Genomic DNA, 16,665 nt, shown 5'->3' with positions numbered 1-16,665 from the left:
ACCTGCGCACCGGAAATTTCGATGTTCCGACCGTCGTTTCGGTCCACTTTCGAGCCGTTTCGGTGCTGATTTACCGGATCTTTTTGCTGAACTGCCGGATCGGAAGACTTCGCCGAACCTTACCCGCCGAAGGCAGACATACTATCGTCTACCATTGGCTTTGCACTGGATCGCGGCGCTTGATACGGTGCCGTATCACCCTATTCCTTTGTTTCGCCGGATCCCAAGGAAGCCGCCATGACAATGCTGGCACGCGCCGGATCGATCGCCTTCGCAGGCATACTGCTGTTCGCTGGACCTGCGGCGGCCCAGCCGGCAAAATCAGCCTGCACGTCCGCATCGACGGCCCAGGGAACGCAAACGCTGCGTTGCCCGACCGCGATCACGATCGTGGCCGAAAGCGGCGCGAAGTTCGAACTCAGGGATCGCAACCGCGATGGCCAGGTCGATTCCGTCGAACTCAGCAACAAGGCCCTGCTGCTCGAAGTGCCGAAGAAGCCGGGCCGCGTCAGGTTCGAGGTCATGACGCCGCAGGCGATTGCCGCGGTGCGCGGTACCAAATGGACGGTGGACGCCGAAGGTGCAAAAACTTCGGTCTTCGTCGTCGACGGCCGCGTGCGCGTGGCGCGGGCCGCCGGCCGCGGCAGCGTCGTACTCGGCGCAGGTGAAGGCGTCGATGTCGAGCCGTCGGGCGAGTTGATCATCAAGCGCTGGCCGCCCGCGCGCGTTGCGGCCCTGATGGCAAGATTGGGACAATAGAAGCCGAGCCGATGAGCCGTCGACGCTTTCATATTCTGGTTGCGTTGCTTTGCACGGGATTGTGGGCAGGCGCGATATGGCTCGGCCATTCGAGCGGCCACTTGCGGTTTCTCGACCGGCTCGAGTCGGCGTTGACCGACGTGCGCATGCTGGCGCGCGGCGTGAAGGCGCCGCCGGACCTCGTCACGATCGTTGCGATCGACGACGCCATCGTCAAACTCGGCGGCACCTATCCCCTGCCGCGCGCGGAGATAGCCAAGATCATCGAGGCGATCACGCGGCTGGAGCCGAAAGTCATCGCAATCGATCTGCTGCTGATCGACAAGGGGCCTGCCGACGGCGATGCGGCGCTCGCGCAATCGCTCGCGGCGGGTCCGACGGTGCTTGCAGCGGCTGCGGTATTTTCGAACACCGTTCAGCCTTCCGCTGACAGCGATGGGCCACTGGCCCGCCTGCCGAAGGCTGACCGCTTCCTGTTGCCGCTTCCAGCATTCGCCGACCGGGCGGAAGTCGGGATCGCCAATGTTGCGACGGGCCAGACCGGCACGCCGCTCTCGGTCCCGATGCTGTTCCGGACGCGCGACAAGATCGAGTTGTCGTTTCCGCTCCGTGTCGCATCGATCGCGATCGACCAACCGCTGACGATCGAGCCCGACCGCCTCAGGTTCGGCGATTGGCCGATCGCGACCGCTTCCGATTATGCGCTGCCGATTTCCTATTACGGCCCACGCCAGACCATTCGCACGATCAGCGCCGCCAATCTGGTTGACGGCCAGATCGACATGGAAGCGATTCGGGGCCGCATCGTCGTGCTCGGCGCGACCGCAACCGGCGCCGGCGACTTCTTTCCGACGCCGTTCGATTCACTGATGCCGGGGGTGGAAATCATTTCCACTGCGATTACGCATCTGGTCGCAGGAGACGGCCTCGTGCGCAACCAAACGGTTCGCATCGCCGGGGCGATCACAGCGATCCTGCTCCCGATGTTGCTGGTCGGTTTGCTGGTGTGGCGGCGAAACCCGATTGGTCTCGTGGCGGTCACCGCAGTGGTGCTGGCATGGGCGGTCGCGAACACGGTTGCTTTCGCGCACGGCATCTGGCTCGACGCCGCGACCACCATTGCCGCGGCAGCGCCGCCGCTCATGCTGTTCGGCGCGGTCCAGTTATGGTCTGGCCGGCGCAGCGCCCAGCATCTCGCCGTACAAAACAGACTGCTTGAACAATTCCAGACGCCGGGCCTGCAGAAATGGCTGACACGCGATCCCGACTTCCTGCTGGCGCCAGTCCGGCAGAATGCCGCGGTCGTGTTCGTCGATCTTTCTGGATTCACTTCGCTCAGCGAGACGCTCGATCCGGATGCCACGCGGGGACTATTGAAGGAATTTCACGCGCTGGTCGACAAGGAAGCGACGCGATGCGGCGGCATGATCACGAGTTTTCTCGGCGACGGCGCCATGATCCTGTTCGGCCTGCCGGAGCCGGCTGAGGATGACGCTGCGCGAGCGGCAGAATGTTCGATCGCGCTCTGCGTCAGGACCGAGAGTTGGATCGAAGCGTTGCCGCCGACAACCGCGAATCGGATCGGTTTCAAGATCGGCGCGCATTTCGGGCCGATCGTCGCCTCCCGGCTCGGCGGCCGCAACCATCAGCACATCACCGCGACCGGCGACACCGTCAACGTCGCAAGCCGGCTGATGGAAGTGGCGGCCAGCCACGATGTCCGGCTGGCGCTCAGCGACACCTTGCGCATCGCAGCCCAACGCACCGGCGCGCGGCTGAAAACCGGAAGCCTTGCCGGCCCCGTCGAAGCGCGGATACGCGGCCGGTCAGGCACGCTCACGGTCTGGCTGTGGCGGAGCGAACGCCCTACGCTGGACCAACGCACGCATCCTGACGCCGCCGAGTGACTGGACGCGTCTTATTGCAATTCCGGGGGCGGCCTGCGGTCGAACACTTCGCCCTTCGGCCCTTCCAGCACATCGAGGGCATAAGTCTCGATCACGAGTGGGCCGCGCTTCCGCTGGATCTCGCCGACCCGCTCGATGCGGAAAAACCTGTCCTTCAGATAGGGCGTGTCGCCACGCACGGCCTCATACACATATAGCAATTTGCCGGCGAGCTGCGCCGCATCGGGTTCGGGCATGTTGATCCAACGGATACGCTGGCTGTGCTGCGCGACGCAGGTGCCCTTCGGCAGATGGAAGGCGAGCCAGGCGGTGGTGCCGTAGTCCGAGGCCAGCACGCATGTAGCTCCCGTTCGCGCTCTCGCCGCTTCGATCTCTGCGGCAGTTTCGCGCCAGCCGATGCCGACGCTGCGCACCGTGGCATCGCGGCGATAACCCGAGAGCACGCCGGTATTAGCCTGCACGACCAGCAGCACGAACATCAATACACCGCCCGGCACTGCCCAGCGGCGGCAAAAATCGACCAGACGCTGCCAGCGCGGCTCCCACTCGACCAGATGGGCGGCAACGGCGGCGGCGATGGCAAACGCCGGGTAAACCGGTGCAAACCAGTTGGCCTCGACGCGGGCATGCAGCGAATGCCAGACGAAATAGGCGACGATGATCCAGAACATCGCGTTGACCAGCGCGCGCGCCGGCAGCGCGCCGGCCCGGCGGCGAAGAAGCGCGTAGAGCCCCATCGCGCCGAGCATCCACACCAGCGGCGTCGCGAACGCGATCTGCGTCGGGATCAGTTCGGCGATGAAGACGGGTCGAAAATCCTCGATCCGCGCCCGCCCCATCTGCTTGATGAAAGACACCCAATGGTGCTCGGCATTCCACAGAATGACCGGCGCAAACAGCAGCAGCGCAACCAGCCCGCCGAGATATGGCCAGGGCGAGATCAGCCAGTGCCGCAGTTTGGGAACGGCGATCAACCAGATCAGGATGGCGGCTCCGAAGAACAGTGCGGTGTATTTCGATAGCAGTGCGCAGCCGGCGGCGGCGCCGACCGCCAGCCACCACACGCCGCGGCCGGTCTGCAGCACCTTGGCGAGCGCAAACAGCAGGAGACTGGACGCCACCAGGAGCGGCGCGTCCGGCGTGACGATCATGGTGCCGACCGCGGCCATCAGCGTGATGTTCAGGAAGATCGCCGAGCAGGCAGCGACGCGCCGGCTGCCGAACAGGATGGCGGCGGCCTGGTAGATCGCCCAGCTCATCGGCAGCGCCAGCAGGATCGAGGCCAGCCGCACGCCGAACCCGGTATCGCCTGCGATCAGGGTGCCGAGCCGGATCAACACGGCGACCATCGGCGGATGATCGTAATAGCCGCCGGCAAGATGCTGCGACCACATCCAGTAATAGGCTTCGTCGAAGGTGATCGGCGTGAACGCGGCGGCTACGAGCCGCAGCGCCACCAGCGCCAGAATTGCAAGGCTCGTGTTGAGGGCAAGGCGCGCCTCCCTCGGATTCATTTTTGAGCCCGCCCGCCACCCGTCATCCCCGCGAAAGCGGTCATCGCTTGCGCCAGACGAACAGTCCGGACATCGCGTAATTCCAGACCACGCCCATCAGCGCGCCGGCAAGCCCCGCCAGCCACCAGATCGGCTCCTGGTCGAAGACCGCGAAGGCAACGCCGACATTTGCAAGCAGCCCGACGCCGCAAACCAGATAGAACAGCAACAGACCGCGCAGGATGGCAAATCCCTTCAGCCGCTGATCGCGATAGGTGAGAAAGTTGTTCAGGATGAAATTGCTGGTCATGGCGACCAGCGCGCCAATGGCCTGCGCCTCCGCAAACGGAGCATTGAAGATTTCGTGCGCGATGAACAGCGCCACGAGATGGACGACAAGGCCCGTGCCCCCGACCATTGCGAACAACAGGAAACGCAGTGACACCACGTCATGCGTCAGCTTGGCCAGCACCAGCCCGAGGAAATCCAGCGCCACCATGGAATCGAGCTTGCTCTCGCCATGCTGGCGCGAGCCGAAGGTATAGGGAATTTCGACGGTGCGCAGCTTGCCTTGCGCTGTCGCGATGATGTCGAGCAGGATCTTGAAGCCCTGAGTCGAGAGCTGCGGCGCCAGCAGTTCGAAGCGATCGCGGCGAATCATGAAAAAGCCGCTCATGGGATCGGCAACCTCGACCTTCAATGCGCGCCTTGCGACTTCGGTCGCAAGCTGACTGGCCCCTGCCCTTTGCTTGTTGAAACTGTCGGCGCTGCCGCCCTCGATATAGCGGCTGCCAACTACCAGTTCCGCCTCGCCGCTCCGCAGCAACGCGACCATCTTCGGCAGTTGTGCTTCGTCGTGCTGCAGGTCGGCGTCGATCACCGCAGCATAGGGCGCGCTCGATGCCAGGATACCCTCGATGCAGGCACCCGACAGTCCGCGTCGTCCGATCCGGCGGACGCAGCGGACTCGGGGATCCTTCCGCGCCAGCCCCCGCACCACTTCCCAGGTTCCGTCGGGGGAATTATCGTCGACAAAGACGACTTCCCAGGCGATGCCGGCCAGCGTCGCCTCCAGCCGCCGGTACAGCACGGTGACATTGTCGCGTTCGTTGAATGTCGGGACGACGACCGAAAGCTCAGGCAAACCGGCCTGCGACGGGGTTTCGGGGCCCGGTTTGATGGCGTCTTTCATGGAGGCCAGCGTATATCCGCAGCCGCCCCACATGCCAAGGCGGGGGTTCCGGAACAGCCACTCAATGGGGGAAAACAGCCTTAAAAAAGAGCCTAAAATGCCAACGACCACGAACAGAGGCGCGCGTACATCCGGCGCAGCCAAACTATTCATGGTCGTCCCGGCGCCGGAGCTTTGAAGCGTCAACGTCGCCGTTAAAATGGATATGGGAACGCTGCCCGCGTTCCGCAAGAGGCGTTCCCGGCTCTCCTAATTCGGCACTTCCCGAATCACCGGCCCGCGCGGGGCTGGCGCTGCAGGAACCGGCTGCGCCTGCACCGGCGCCGGTTGCTGAATGCTGGCCGGCTTGGCAGGCTTTCCGAACTGGCCGATCGGCCCGTAGGCGACGGCGACCACCAACACGATCGAGGCGACGATGGCTCCCAAAAGACCGGCGACTGACTGCGAATTCATACTCAATGTTCCCCTACGCCTGACCGGGAACTGATATCATGGAAGAAGCGCGTGGAGGAATAGTCCCTGCGTCGACCGTCGAGAAAACCGGCCATCGAGTCCGCCCTTCAAAATCTGACCACGCGAGTGCCGCGCAACTGACAAGCAAGAACCGCGATTAGATCGCAAACATGGCGGAGTCTCGACCTTTGATTTGACAGGGAATAGGGGAAGTAGATGTCGAATACAGATCAGGGCAAGCCGACCGGGAAATCCGGACGGCGCAACCGGAAGGGAGAGCGGGGCAAAAAGGCCGCTCCCCAAGAGAACCCGACGGTGAGCCCACCAGCGAGCCCGGCGCCGGCTGAATTGCAAAGCCCGGATCAGGATCCGCCGCTGCAGCCGGAGCCGGCTCACGCGGAAAGCCCGAAGGTCGATCAGCCGGCCGTCGACGAACCAGTCGTCGCCACATCGCCAGAGCCGGAGCCGACGCCGGCACCCTCGCAGGCCGAGCCCGCGCCGGCCGAGGCTCCGTCGATCCGGTCCGCGCCAGTCGAACCCGCGGCTGCAACTGCACCGGTCAGCCTGCAGACCATCGCGAACGCCTATCGCGACTACACGAGGAAATCGCTCGAGGATTTTGGATCCTTTGTCGAGCAGCTCAGCGGCGCTCGCTCGCTCGACAAGGCGATGACGGTTCAAAGCGAATTTGTGAAGCGGGCTTACGAGACGTCAGTGGCCGAGTCGCAGAAGATCTGCGAACTCCACAACCGGCTTGCCAAGCAATCGCTGCAGCCGTTTCAGGGCCTGGCCGGCAAGACGCCGGTGAGACATAACAAGCCCTAGGCGCTTTGAAACGACGGCTTTTGCGTAAAGTGAAAGGGAGGGGCTCCGGTTTTCCGGAGCTTCTTTTTTCGAGGTATGCTCCACGAGACCGCGCGTTTGTATTCCGAAAGCCCTGCCGCCGGCTGCGACAACTGGCCAACCAGAGCCGATTTGGCTAACATCCGCCAGCCCTCCCCTCTCCGACGAGCCTTCCCGTGAGCAAGCCTTCCAAATCGACCGCAACCAGCAGCGGCAACATCTATATCGGCATCGGCGGCTGGACCTTCGAGCCGTGGCGTGGCGTGTTCTATCCGGAGAAGCTCGCGCAGGCGAAAGAGCTGTCTTATGCCGCCTCGAAGCTGACCTCGATCGAGATCAACGGCACCTATTACGGCTCGCAGAAGCCGGAAAGTTTTCGCAAATGGGCGCGTGAAGTGCCCGATGGCTTCGTGTTCTCGTTGAAGGGACCGCGCTTTGCGACCAACCGCCGTGTGCTGGCGGAGGCCGGCGATTCCGTAAAGCGCTTCTACGATTCCGGCGTGATGGAGCTTGGCGACCGATTGGGCCCAGTGCTCTGGCAATTCGCGCCGACCAAAAAATTCGACGGGGCCGATTTCGGCAAATTCCTCGAACTGCTGCCGCGCAAACTCGACGGCCGCGCGCTGCGGCACGTCGTCGAGGTGCGGCACGACAGTTTCTGCGTGCCGGAGTTCGTCGCATTGCTGCGCGAGTTCGAAACGCCCGTCGTGTTCGCCGAGCACGGCAAATATCCGGCGATCGCCGACGTGGTCAGCGACTTCGTCTATGCGCGGCTGCAGAAGGGCAATGACGAGCTCAAGACCTGCTATCCGCCGAAGCAGCTCGACGCCTGGGCCCAGCGCTTTCAGGCCTGGGCCAGTGGCGGCGAGCCAAACGACCTGCCGCGGGTCGACAAGGCCAAGCCGAACAAGACGCCGCGCGACGTGTTCGCCTACGTGATCCACGAGGGCAAGATCCGCGCACCCGCCGGCGCGATGGAGCTGATCGAGCGCGTCAAATAGTCCTGCTTCAGTCGAGTTTGATTCCGGCCTCGCGGATCAGTTTGGTCCAGTTGTCGTATTCGGATGCGATGAAGGCATCGAGCTTGTCGTCCGGCAGGTCCCACGCCTCTCCACCGCTCTTCTCGAAACGCTCCTTCAGTTCCGGCAGCGAGGCGCGGATTTCGCGGCGCAGTTTCGCGATGGCCTCCGGCGGGGTCTTGGCCGGCGCGAAGATGCCGAGCCAGGAATCCACATCGAGGCCGGACACGCCGGCTTCCGACATCGTCGGCATGTCAGGCGCCAGCGGGCTGCGCTTCGACGACAGCACCGCAATGCCCCTCGCCTGCCCCGATTGCACGTAAGGCAGCCCCGCGGCGATCGAGTCGAAGAACAGGTCGATGCGGCCCGCGAGCAGGTCGGTGAAGGCCGGCGGCGAGCCCTTGTAGGGTATCTCCTGAAACTTCACGCCTGCCGCCTTCATGAACGCAGCCGCTACCAGTTGCTGGCCGGTGCCGACGCCTGCCGTCGCGACCGAGATCGAGCCGGGATTGGCCTTTGCAGCGGCGACGATGTCCTGCAATTTGCCATGCGGCAGATCCTTGCGGCCGACCATGACGTAGCCGAATTTGTAGACCAGCGCGACCGGCACGAAATCCTTGCGCGGATCGTAGCCGAGTTTGGAATAGAGCGCCGAATTGAAGGCCATGTTGGAGAGCCCACCGACCACCAGCGTGTAGCCGTCCGGCGCGCTCTGGCTTGCGGCCTGCGTCCCGACGACGGTGCCGGCGCCCGGCTTGTTCTCGACCACGAAGGCCTGCCCCATCCGCTTCGACAGCGCATCCGCCAGATGCCGCCCGATCAGATCGTAGCTGCCGCCGGGACCAATCGGGACAATGATCTTCACCGGGCGATCGGGATAACCCGACTGTGCGTGCGCCGCGGCAATGCCGCTAACGAGAAGCGCGAGCAATGCGAATAGCTGGCGAAATCGATTCATCGTGTTCCCCCGCGGATGAGGCCTTCGACAGGCTCTTTCCGTGGACTATGCGACATGCGGGGTCCGGCGGCAACGCGGGATATGGAAATCCTGTGCGCGCTGGCCTAGCTTGCACGAACAGCCCTACGCACCGGACATCGACATGGCCCGCAGGACCAAGCGCCTCTTCACCATCGGCTACGAGCAGACGCCGGCGAAGGCGGTGCTCGACGAGTTGGAAGCCGCCGGCGTCAAGCTTTTGGTTGACGTGCGCGCGGTGGCGGCGTCGCGACGCCCCGGCTTTTCGAAGAGCCAGCTCGCGGCCGGCCTCGACGAACGCGGCATTTCTTACTTGCATCTGAAGGGCCTCGGAACGCCGAAGAGCGGCCGCGAGGCGGCGCGCAGCGGGAAGTTTGGTCTGCTGCACAAGATCTATGCGGCGCATCTGAAGACGGCGCAGGCGAAGGAGGAGCTCGACGAGCTGTCGGCGCTGGTGAAGCAATCGGGTCCGGTCTGCATTCTCTGCTATGAGCGCGACCACACCCACTGCCACCGGCAATGGATCGCCGAGATCATCGAGGACCGCGACGGGGTGAAGGTGGAGAATCTGGTCGCGCCGCAGGTGTAGGATATCTCCGTCATTCCGGGGCGATGCGACGGCATCGAACTATGGTGCGCAATTGCGCGCCTGAGAATCTCGAGATTCCCCGGTGCGCAATTGCGCACCTGAGGTCTGGTGCTGACGCCCCATCCCGGAATGACGGAAAACATCACCCCTCACCTGCAAGCCGCAGCGTTCCCTCCATCATCTTCACGCTGCTGCCGCCGACGTGAATGGACGCAATTGCACCATTCTCTTTTCGAACGCGCGTCAGCAACAGGCTCGGCCGGCCCATGTCGACGCCCTGCCCGATCCGCAATTTCAGTTCGCCGTCCCTGATGTCGTCGAGGTCGGCAAGCAGCGCCGCGCAAGCGGCAGTCGCGCTGCCGGTGGCCGGGTCTTCGGACAGGCCGCTGGCGCCGGGATGAAACATCCGCGCCTGCAAATCGCATGGCCTCTCAGCGGCCGGCACGTCGCACGTATAGAGGTAGACCGCGTCGCTGCCGTCGCACGGGAAGGTTTTTGCGAACGCGTCCGTGTCGGGTCTGGCACGTCGCAGCGCATCGCGCGAGGCGAGTTCGACCGCGATAAAGGCTAACCCCACCGAGACGACCTGCGGCGGGTGGCGGTCCGTTCTCACATCGCTCGCCGACAATGAAAGCAGGGCTGCAGCCTGCTCGGTACTGACATGCGACATCCGCTTCAGCGGCTGGGGCGCCGTGAATTCGGTGCTGACGACCCTGCCCTGCTCGGTCACAATCTCGACCGGCACGAGGCCTGCCGCCTCCTCGAACAACACGCGTGCCGGTGGTTTTTCCGCCATCGTCGCCAGCACGAAGGCGGTGCCGACATTGGGGTGGCCGGCGAACGGTATCTCCCGGTTCACGGTGAAGATGCGAACCTGCGCGTCGTGGGCGGGCTCGCGTGGTGGCAGCACGAAGGTCGTCTCCGAATAGTTGAACTCGGTGGCGATCGCCTGCATCTGTTCGGTCGACAGTCCGCCGGCATCGAGCACGACGGCGAGCGGATTGCCGCCGAAGGCACGGTCGGTGAAAACGTCGACAGTAATATAACGCCGCTGCATTCTTCTCTCCCTATCCCAACCGCCACACGGCCATCGGCCGCTCATAACCCCTGACCTCGACCTCGCCGAGCGAGACGGCATCTCGGCAGGCTTCGCCGAGCGCATCGCGAACCGCCTCCGAGATCAGGAATTGCGAATTGAAGTCCTTGTTGAGCGCTTCGAGCCGCGAGGCGAAGTTCACGGTGTCACCGATCACGGTGTATTCCTTGCGTCGCGGCGAGCCGATATTGCCGGCGACGACCTCGCCGAGGTGAATGCCGATGCCGATGCGCAGCGGCCAACTCGCCGCCTCGTTGACCCGTGCATTGGCTTCCAGCATTTCGCGCGCCGCGGCGACGGCCCGGTGCGCCGGGTCCGGCGCTTCCAGCGGGGCGCCGAACAGCGCCAGAAATCCGTCGCCGAGAAACTTGTTCACGATGCCGCCGTGGCGATCGAGAATGTCAACCAGCACGGCAAAGGCGCCATCGAGCCGCTCCACCACCTCCTGCGGCGTGCGGGTGCGCGCGCCAGCGGTAAAGCTGCGAAAATCGACGAACATCACGGCGACGCGGCGGATGTCGCTGTCGGTTTTCGCGCCCTCCGCCATCAGGCGTTCAACGACCTGCGGTGAGACGTGCTGGCCGAACAAATTGGTGATGCGGTCGCGCGCGGTCGCCGCCTTGATGCTCGCCTCGAACTGCCGCCGCAACTGGTGACCGACCGCACCGGCGAGCATGCCGCAGATCAGGATGATCAGGCTGCGCGCGGCATGATAGAACACGCTGACCTCCTGGCTGGGATCCGGATGATAGAACATCGCCATCGCGAGCAGCTCTGCCGCCGCGACGAAGCCGGTGAAGGTGGAAAGCCAGAAATCCAGCCTCAGCGTCGAGAGGATAATGAAGATGAAATAAGTCATCGGGACCACGAACCCGAGCGCGGCTACCGGTCCCATGGCGTTGATGTGCAGCGCCAGCGCAACCGTCGGCATCGATGTCTCGATCAGCGCGCCGAGATAGCGCCGGAATATCGGCAGATCGCGGCCCTGCCGCATATGCCGGGTGATCGCCCCGTGCACCCAGAGCTCGAACAGGATGAACGGCAGCATAACCGAATAGAGATAGTGCGGCTTGAGATTGCCGTGCCAGACCTGGCTCACCTTCTCAGGCGCTAAAAAATAGACGGTCCAGAGAATCGCGAACAACAGAAGGGTCGTTCCGATCAGCGCCTTGATGCGGAGCAGTTCGGTCTTCATCACTTCCTGCATCAACGCGCGCTGGAAGTCAGCCGACACCGCCGGCTCTTGGTCCCTTTTGTCCTTGCCCCAGAATCCCAGCATTGTGCCCCTTGTCATTCCGGGGCGCCTCGAAGAGGCGAACCCGGAATCTCGAGTTCCCGATGCGCAATTGCGCATCTGAGGTCTGGTCTTCGGACCATCCCGGAATGCCCGTAAGATATACCCTCAATCGAGCGTGCGACGGAAGCGCGTCACCGCGATCGTCATGGCGATCAGCATCAGTACAATGAGTGCAATCGTATCGTATTGCAGGTTGGACGGAGCCGCGCCCTTCAGCATGATGGCGCGGACGATGCGGATGTAATGCGTCAGCGGCAGTCCCTCGCCGAGATACTGCGCCCAGACCGGCATGCCTGCGAACGGAAACATGAAGCCGGACAACAGAATGCTCGGCAGGAAGAACATCATCGACATCTGCATCGCCTGCAACTGGTTCTGCACGATGGTGGAGAAGGTGTAGCCGATCGACAGGTTGGTGGTGATGAACAGCGTCGTCAGCGCCGCCAGCAGCGCCACGCTGCCGAGAATCGGCACTCCGAACAGCAAGGTCCCGATACCGACGATCAGCGAGGCCTGGATGAAGCCGACGATCACGTAGGGAATGATCTTGCCGAACATCACCTCCACCGGCCTGATCGGCATCGACAACAGGCTCTCCATGGTGCCGCGCTCGATCTCGCGCGTCACCGACAGCGCGGTGAAGATCAGCATGGTCATGGTCAGGATGGTGCCGACAAGGCCCGGCACGATATTGAGCCGCGATTCCGCGGCCGGGTTGTAACGGGCATGTGCCCTGATCTCGAACGGCATCGCGGGCGGATCGCCGATGTGAAGGTCGTGCGCGAGCGCGGTCTGCACCACCATTCCAAGCGTGCCGAGTGCAGAGCCGGCTGCGACAGGATCGGTCGCATCGGCTGCGACCAATAGCGCCGGACGGTCGCCGCGCCGCACGGCGCGCTCGAAGCCGCGCGGGATCTCGACCCCGAACAGCACCTTGCCGGACTGCAGGAGATCGTCGAATTCGGCGACGCTGTGCACTTCGCGGGTGAAGCGGAAATAGTTGGTGTTCTCCAGTGCCTTCAGCACCGAGCGTGCCAGATCGCTATCCTCCTGGATCAGCACCGCCGTCGGCAGATGGCGCGGCGTGGTGTTGATGGCATAGCCGAATAGCAATAGCTGCATGACCGGGATCATCACGATCATCGCGAACGAGACGCGGTCGCGGCGGAGCTGGATGAATTCCTTGACCAGCATCGCATAGCTGCGCCGCCAGAAGCCGAAGGTCGGCTCCGGCACGTCGCGATGTTGGCTGGCAGCATCGGTTGCACTCATTGGAAATTGTCCTTTGAGCGGTTCATGAGATCGATGAACACGTCTTCCAGCGACGGTTCGCTGTCCTCCCAGCGCCATCCGCTCTTATCGCGATAAGGCGCGATGGTTGCCTCAAGCGCGGACTTGTCGCGCCCCGAGACGTGCAGGCTGGTGCCGAACGGCGCCACCATGTCGACGCCGGGCTTTCCGGCAAGCTCGGCCGCAAGCCCGTTGAGGTCGTCGCCGGAAACTGTCCAGGTCGACAGCGCCGATTTCGCGATCACTTCGTCGACTGTGCCGTGCGCCAGCAGGTGGCCATAGGCGATATAGGCGATCTCGTGACAGCGCTCAGCCTCGTCCATGTAATGGGTGGAGACCAAAACAGTCAGCCCTTCGGCAGCCAGCGCGTGGATCTCGTTCCAGAAATCGCGCCGCGCCTTGGGATCGACGCCGGCGGTCGGCTCGTCCAATAGCAGCAATTGCGGATTGGGCAGCGTGCAGGCGCCGAGCGCGAGCCGCTGCTTCCAGCCGCCCGAGAGCTCGCCGGCAAGCTGCTCCTCGCGGCCGTTCAGGCCGATCCGCCGGATCATGTCGCCCGCGGCGCCGCGCGCGTCGCGCAGACCGTAAAGCCGCGCGACGAATTCGAGATTCTCGCGCACCGAGAGATCCTGATACAGGCTGAAGCGCTGCGTCATGTAGCCGACCAGGCGCTTGATCTTGTCGGCGTCACGGCGGATGTCGTAGCCGAGGCAGGTGCCCTCGCCCGCATCCGGCGTCAATAGCCCGCACAGCATGCGGATGGTGGTAGTCTTGCCGGAGCCGTTCGGCCCAAGGAAGCCGTAGATCGAGCCGCGCTTCACCTGCATCGAGAGGTCATGCACGACCTCGCGGCCGCCGAACGATTTCGACAGCCCGTCGACCTTGATGGCGATATCCGCGGCAGATGTCGTCGAAAGCGAACTCATTTCTTCTCCGCTACCGGCGTCCGGGCGTTGAGGAATACGCTGATCGGCTGGCCGACACGCAAGACGTCCGGCCGGTTCGGCCGCGCCTGGATCAGGTACACCAGCTTGTTGCGCTCATCGAGGCTGTAGATCACCGGCGGGGTGTATTCCGCTGTCGTCGCGATGAAGTAGATCTTTGCGGTGAGATCGGCCGCGCAATTGTCGCAGGTCACCTTCACCTCGTCGCCGATCGCAAGCTTCGGCAGCTCCGTCTCCGGCACGAAAAAGCGAATCTTCATGTTGCCGGGCGGCATGATCGACAGCACCGGCCGCTGCGCCGGCACCATTTCGCCTTCTCGGAAATAGATCTGCTGGATGGTGCCGCCGACCGGCGCAAAGCCGCTCCGCCGTGCGAGGCGAGTCTGCGAAGTATTGACGCGGGCTTCCGCGACGCGCAACGCCGAGGTCGCCGAATCGAGATTGGCCTGCGTGCCGGAGCCGGTTTTGCTCAGCGACGCCGCGCGTTCATAGGTCTGCTGCGCATTGGCGAGCGTCGCCTTGTTTTGATTGAGGTCCGCCTGCTGTAAATCGTCGTCGACGGTATAGAGCTGAATGCCGGGCTTCACCTCGTCGCCTTCGCGCACATTGAGTTTTGTCACGCGGCCGCTTTCGTCGGGGCTGACGAAGATCATGTCGGCCTCCACCCAGCCCTGAAAGCCCGGATCCCTGCGCTCGTTGCAGCCCGAGAGCACGGCGGCCAGCGCCAGCACGGCCAGGATCGTTATCGTTCGCGACGAAGTCATACCGTTCTCCGTTCGCCAAAGATCAGATCGAGATGCACCCGAAACATTTCGAGGGCATCCAGTGGCGCATGTCTGCTGAAAAGGCTCTGCCAGATCACGGCGATGAGCGCGGGCGCCACCATGATTTGCGGAAACCGCGCCAGGTTCTTATGTTGAATTTCGCCGCGCGCGATGCCGAGTTCAATCAGCGCGCGCATGCCCGCGAGGCCTCGCGACACCACTTCGCGGTAATAGAAGTCGGCGACTTCAGGAAATCGCGGGCCTTCGGCAACGATCAGCCGAACGAGGTCGCCGCGCCGCGTGGCCGCCACCTCCTCGATGAAGGTTTTGGCAAACCCCTCCACCATGTCGCGCACCGATGCTCCGGGCTGCGGCGGCGTCGCCCAGAGGCGGGTGACCAGCGGCACGATGGCGGTCCGGATCAATTCCTCGAACATCGATTCCTTGTCCTTGAAGTGCAGATAGATCGTGCCCTTGGCCACGCCCGCGCGTTTGGCGATGTCGTCGAGCCTCGTCGCCGCAAATCCGCGCGCAATGAACTCCTCCATCGCCGCCTCAATGATGGCCCCGCGCCGCTCGGCAGCGCGTTCGGCGCGGTTGGAGGCCGGCTTGGGCTTGGAGGAGGTCGGCGCCTTCGCCCCGGTCCGGCGATTGACCGGCTTCGGGGCCGATTTCCTGGCGGTTTTGGTAGCCTCATTTGTCATGTTTCATTTATGACTGACCGGTCAGTCATTGTCAATTCGAACCAGAAAAAGGGCCTTTCACATGGGCGTGACCCCGGGCTGGAGATCCCTTCGATCGCGCGGCCCCTCGAGGATGTTTGCGCCTCGCCAAAGGAGCGTCACATCCCATGCATGCGGGATGTCGCTGTGGCCTTTCCACGTCATTGCGAGCGCCAGCGAAGCAATCCATTTTGCCGCTTGTCGAGGAAATGGATTGCTTCGTCGTATCCGCTCCTCGTAATGACGGTGGATAAAGGTTCGCGTTCTCGCGACGCACTGCGCCCGAGGTTTGCACTTGATGTCGCCCTCTTGAAAACAGAGGGTGTAGGGAATGCCGGGTGCTTGCTGCGCCCGCGGTCTCGTGTGCAAATATGCGCAAAAAGCACGCACACGAGCATATAGGTACAGCCGAGGCACTCCGGCATTCCCTGCACAATGGGTTGACGGCTTATGCCGCGCTCTCCCTGGAGACGAATTCCTCTTGCCTCCATCGCTGCCGGCTTGATGGCGCTTCGATCCGGTTGGATCAGATGCGCCACCGACAGCTTGACACCAGGCACGGGTGCCAGGACCACACGGTTTTGCCGTACGCAATAACGTCGTTCATCTTGCGCGCCGTGAGCCGCTCACGAACTTGACTTTCGCCCTGCGCTCACCTTGCGCGCCGACGCCCTCGCGTCCACCGCATCCCGCCTCGCGTTCGTGACGATCGCGATACGCCCCTCTTGTCGAGGCGGGACAGGACGGAAATAGCCACTGATTTGGGGTGATGTGGAAGCGGATTATATTTGCGGGGCCGACTGGACGACCCAAATCAGCTACGCGCAGCGGCCTTTCCGCTGCAATGGGGCGCTGCAATCTATCGTCGGGCCCGCATTCGCGCGCCGTGCTTACCTAACGCATAACTGAGGTGGCCGTCAGGTTTTCCAGCTCAACGGCCCTGGCGATCAGCTCTGTCGACGTCCAGTAGCGAGTGAGCCAAATGGTCAACGCCGCGCCAGACAAGTGCCAATATCGATGATCACTCAAGTGGTTCACATTATGAGAGCGTGCAATGATCCATGCGATCCGAGTGCTTGCGCTTGGGTGCACTCCTTGAAGAAAATAGGAGTATGGCGAGATCGGATCGATGTGGACAGGTTGAGATAACCGCAGTTTCCTAAACAAGCTATCTACCTGCTCCGCCGTGGCCGTGTGCCTGGCTGGCGTCGGGCAGCTTTCGATCTCGTTGAGTGCAATCCAATAAATCAGCCATGGCGCGGCTGCAGCGACAGACAACGTCGTCACCATTAGCACGATCGCGATCAAGCTCCGCCGTCTC

The 16,665-nt window shown here is 63.2% G+C and carries 16 protein-coding genes; 5 read left to right on the top strand and 11 right to left on the bottom strand.

Going from position 1 to position 16,665, the window contains the following annotated elements:
* Window positions 1–237: 237 nt before the first annotated feature.
* Both LMTR13_RS15890 and LMTR13_RS15885 read left to right on the top strand, forming a co-directional pair.
* The gene (locus tag LMTR13_RS15890; protein ID WP_065728689.1) at window positions 238–759 is read left to right on the top strand and encodes a FecR domain-containing protein; all 522 of its coding nucleotides are present in this window, start codon (window positions 238–240) and stop codon (window positions 757–759) included.
* 11 nt (window positions 760–770) lie between these two features.
* The gene (locus LMTR13_RS15885) at window positions 771–2,666 is read left to right on the top strand and encodes a CHASE2 domain-containing protein (protein WP_065728688.1); all 1,896 of its coding nucleotides are present in this window, start codon (window positions 771–773) and stop codon (window positions 2,664–2,666) included.
* Window positions 2,667–2,677: 11 nt separating this feature from the next.
* On the opposite strand, the gene LMTR13_RS15880 is transcribed toward LMTR13_RS15885, so the two are convergent.
* The 3 genes from LMTR13_RS15880 to LMTR13_RS15870 all read right to left on the bottom strand — a co-directional run bounded on the left by LMTR13_RS15880 (window position 2,678) and on the right by LMTR13_RS15870 (window position 5,804).
* The gene (locus LMTR13_RS15880) at window positions 2,678–4,180 is read right to left on the bottom strand and encodes a glycosyltransferase family 39 protein (protein WP_065728687.1); all 1,503 of its coding nucleotides are present in this window, start codon (window positions 4,178–4,180) and stop codon (window positions 2,678–2,680) included.
* A gap of 40 nt (window positions 4,181–4,220) precedes the next feature.
* Window positions 4,221–5,351: a glycosyltransferase gene (locus LMTR13_RS15875; RefSeq protein WP_065732727.1), complete on the bottom strand. Its 1,131-nt coding sequence runs from the start codon at window positions 5,349–5,351 to the stop codon at window positions 4,221–4,223.
* 249 nt (window positions 5,352–5,600) lie between these two features.
* Window positions 5,601–5,804 (bottom strand): hypothetical protein, encoded by a 204-nt coding sequence (locus LMTR13_RS15870; protein WP_065728686.1) that lies wholly within the window; start codon window positions 5,802–5,804, stop codon window positions 5,601–5,603.
* Window positions 5,805–6,020: 216 nt separating this feature from the next.
* On the opposite strand from LMTR13_RS15870, the gene LMTR13_RS40805 reads away from it, so the two are divergent.
* Both LMTR13_RS40805 and LMTR13_RS15860 read left to right on the top strand, forming a co-directional pair.
* Window positions 6,021–6,629 (top strand): phasin family protein, encoded by a 609-nt coding sequence (locus LMTR13_RS40805; protein WP_065728685.1) that lies wholly within the window; start codon window positions 6,021–6,023, stop codon window positions 6,627–6,629.
* A 194-nt stretch (window positions 6,630–6,823) separates the two neighbouring features.
* Entirely contained in the window at window positions 6,824–7,648 is an 825-nt protein-coding gene (locus LMTR13_RS15860) for a DUF72 domain-containing protein (RefSeq protein WP_065728684.1), read from the top strand.
* A gap of 7 nt (window positions 7,649–7,655) precedes the next feature.
* On the opposite strand, the gene LMTR13_RS15855 is transcribed toward LMTR13_RS15860, so the two are convergent.
* On the bottom strand, window positions 7,656–8,624 hold the full coding sequence (locus LMTR13_RS15855) for a Bug family tripartite tricarboxylate transporter substrate binding protein (protein WP_065728683.1): 969 nt from the start codon (window positions 8,622–8,624) through the stop codon (window positions 7,656–7,658).
* A gap of 142 nt (window positions 8,625–8,766) precedes the next feature.
* Here LMTR13_RS15855 and LMTR13_RS15850 point away from each other — a divergent pair, with 142 nt between their 5' ends.
* Window positions 8,767–9,231, top strand: coding sequence for a DUF488 domain-containing protein (locus tag LMTR13_RS15850; protein WP_065732726.1), 465 nt, complete (start codon window positions 8,767–8,769; stop codon window positions 9,229–9,231).
* A 142-nt stretch (window positions 9,232–9,373) separates the two neighbouring features.
* Here LMTR13_RS15850 and LMTR13_RS15845 read toward each other — a convergent pair whose 3' ends face one another.
* The 7 genes from LMTR13_RS15845 to LMTR13_RS15815 form a co-directional block, all read right to left on the bottom strand.
* Window positions 9,374–10,288 (bottom strand): PhzF family phenazine biosynthesis protein, encoded by a 915-nt coding sequence (locus LMTR13_RS15845; RefSeq protein ID WP_065728682.1) that lies wholly within the window; start codon window positions 10,286–10,288, stop codon window positions 9,374–9,376.
* Window positions 10,289–10,298: 10 nt separating this feature from the next.
* Window positions 10,299–11,606, bottom strand: a complete 1,308-nt coding sequence (locus LMTR13_RS15840) for an adenylate/guanylate cyclase domain-containing protein (protein WP_065728681.1) — start codon at window positions 11,604–11,606, stop codon at window positions 10,299–10,301.
* Between the two features lie 123 nt (window positions 11,607–11,729).
* Window positions 11,730–12,896, bottom strand: a complete 1,167-nt coding sequence (locus LMTR13_RS15835) for an ABC transporter permease (RefSeq protein WP_065728680.1) — start codon at window positions 12,894–12,896, stop codon at window positions 11,730–11,732.
* Entirely contained in the window at window positions 12,893–13,840 is a 948-nt protein-coding gene (locus LMTR13_RS15830; RefSeq protein WP_065728679.1) for an ABC transporter ATP-binding protein, read from the bottom strand. The genes LMTR13_RS15835 and LMTR13_RS15830 overlap by 4 nt, the downstream gene beginning before the upstream one ends.
* A complete protein-coding gene (locus tag LMTR13_RS15825) occupies window positions 13,837–14,622 on the bottom strand; it encodes an HlyD family secretion protein (protein ID WP_065728678.1) in 786 nt (261 codons plus the stop codon). The genes LMTR13_RS15830 and LMTR13_RS15825 overlap by 4 nt, the downstream gene beginning before the upstream one ends.
* A complete protein-coding gene (locus LMTR13_RS15820; protein ID WP_065728677.1) occupies window positions 14,619–15,326 on the bottom strand; it encodes a TetR/AcrR family transcriptional regulator in 708 nt (235 codons plus the stop codon). Before LMTR13_RS15820 ends, LMTR13_RS15825 begins: the two co-directional genes overlap by 4 nt.
* Window positions 15,327–16,238: 912 nt before the next feature.
* Window positions 16,239–16,652, bottom strand: coding sequence for a hypothetical protein (locus LMTR13_RS15815; protein WP_156795646.1), 414 nt, complete (start codon window positions 16,650–16,652; stop codon window positions 16,239–16,241).
* Window positions 16,653–16,665 lie beyond the last annotated feature (13 nt).

Origin of the sequence: Bradyrhizobium icense (genome assembly GCF_001693385.1) — a bacterium.
Lineage (GTDB): Bacteria > Pseudomonadota > Alphaproteobacteria > Rhizobiales > Xanthobacteraceae > Bradyrhizobium > Bradyrhizobium icense.
The sequence above is the reverse complement of the archived record's forward strand: the minus strand, read 5'-3'. Positions and strand labels throughout refer to the sequence as shown.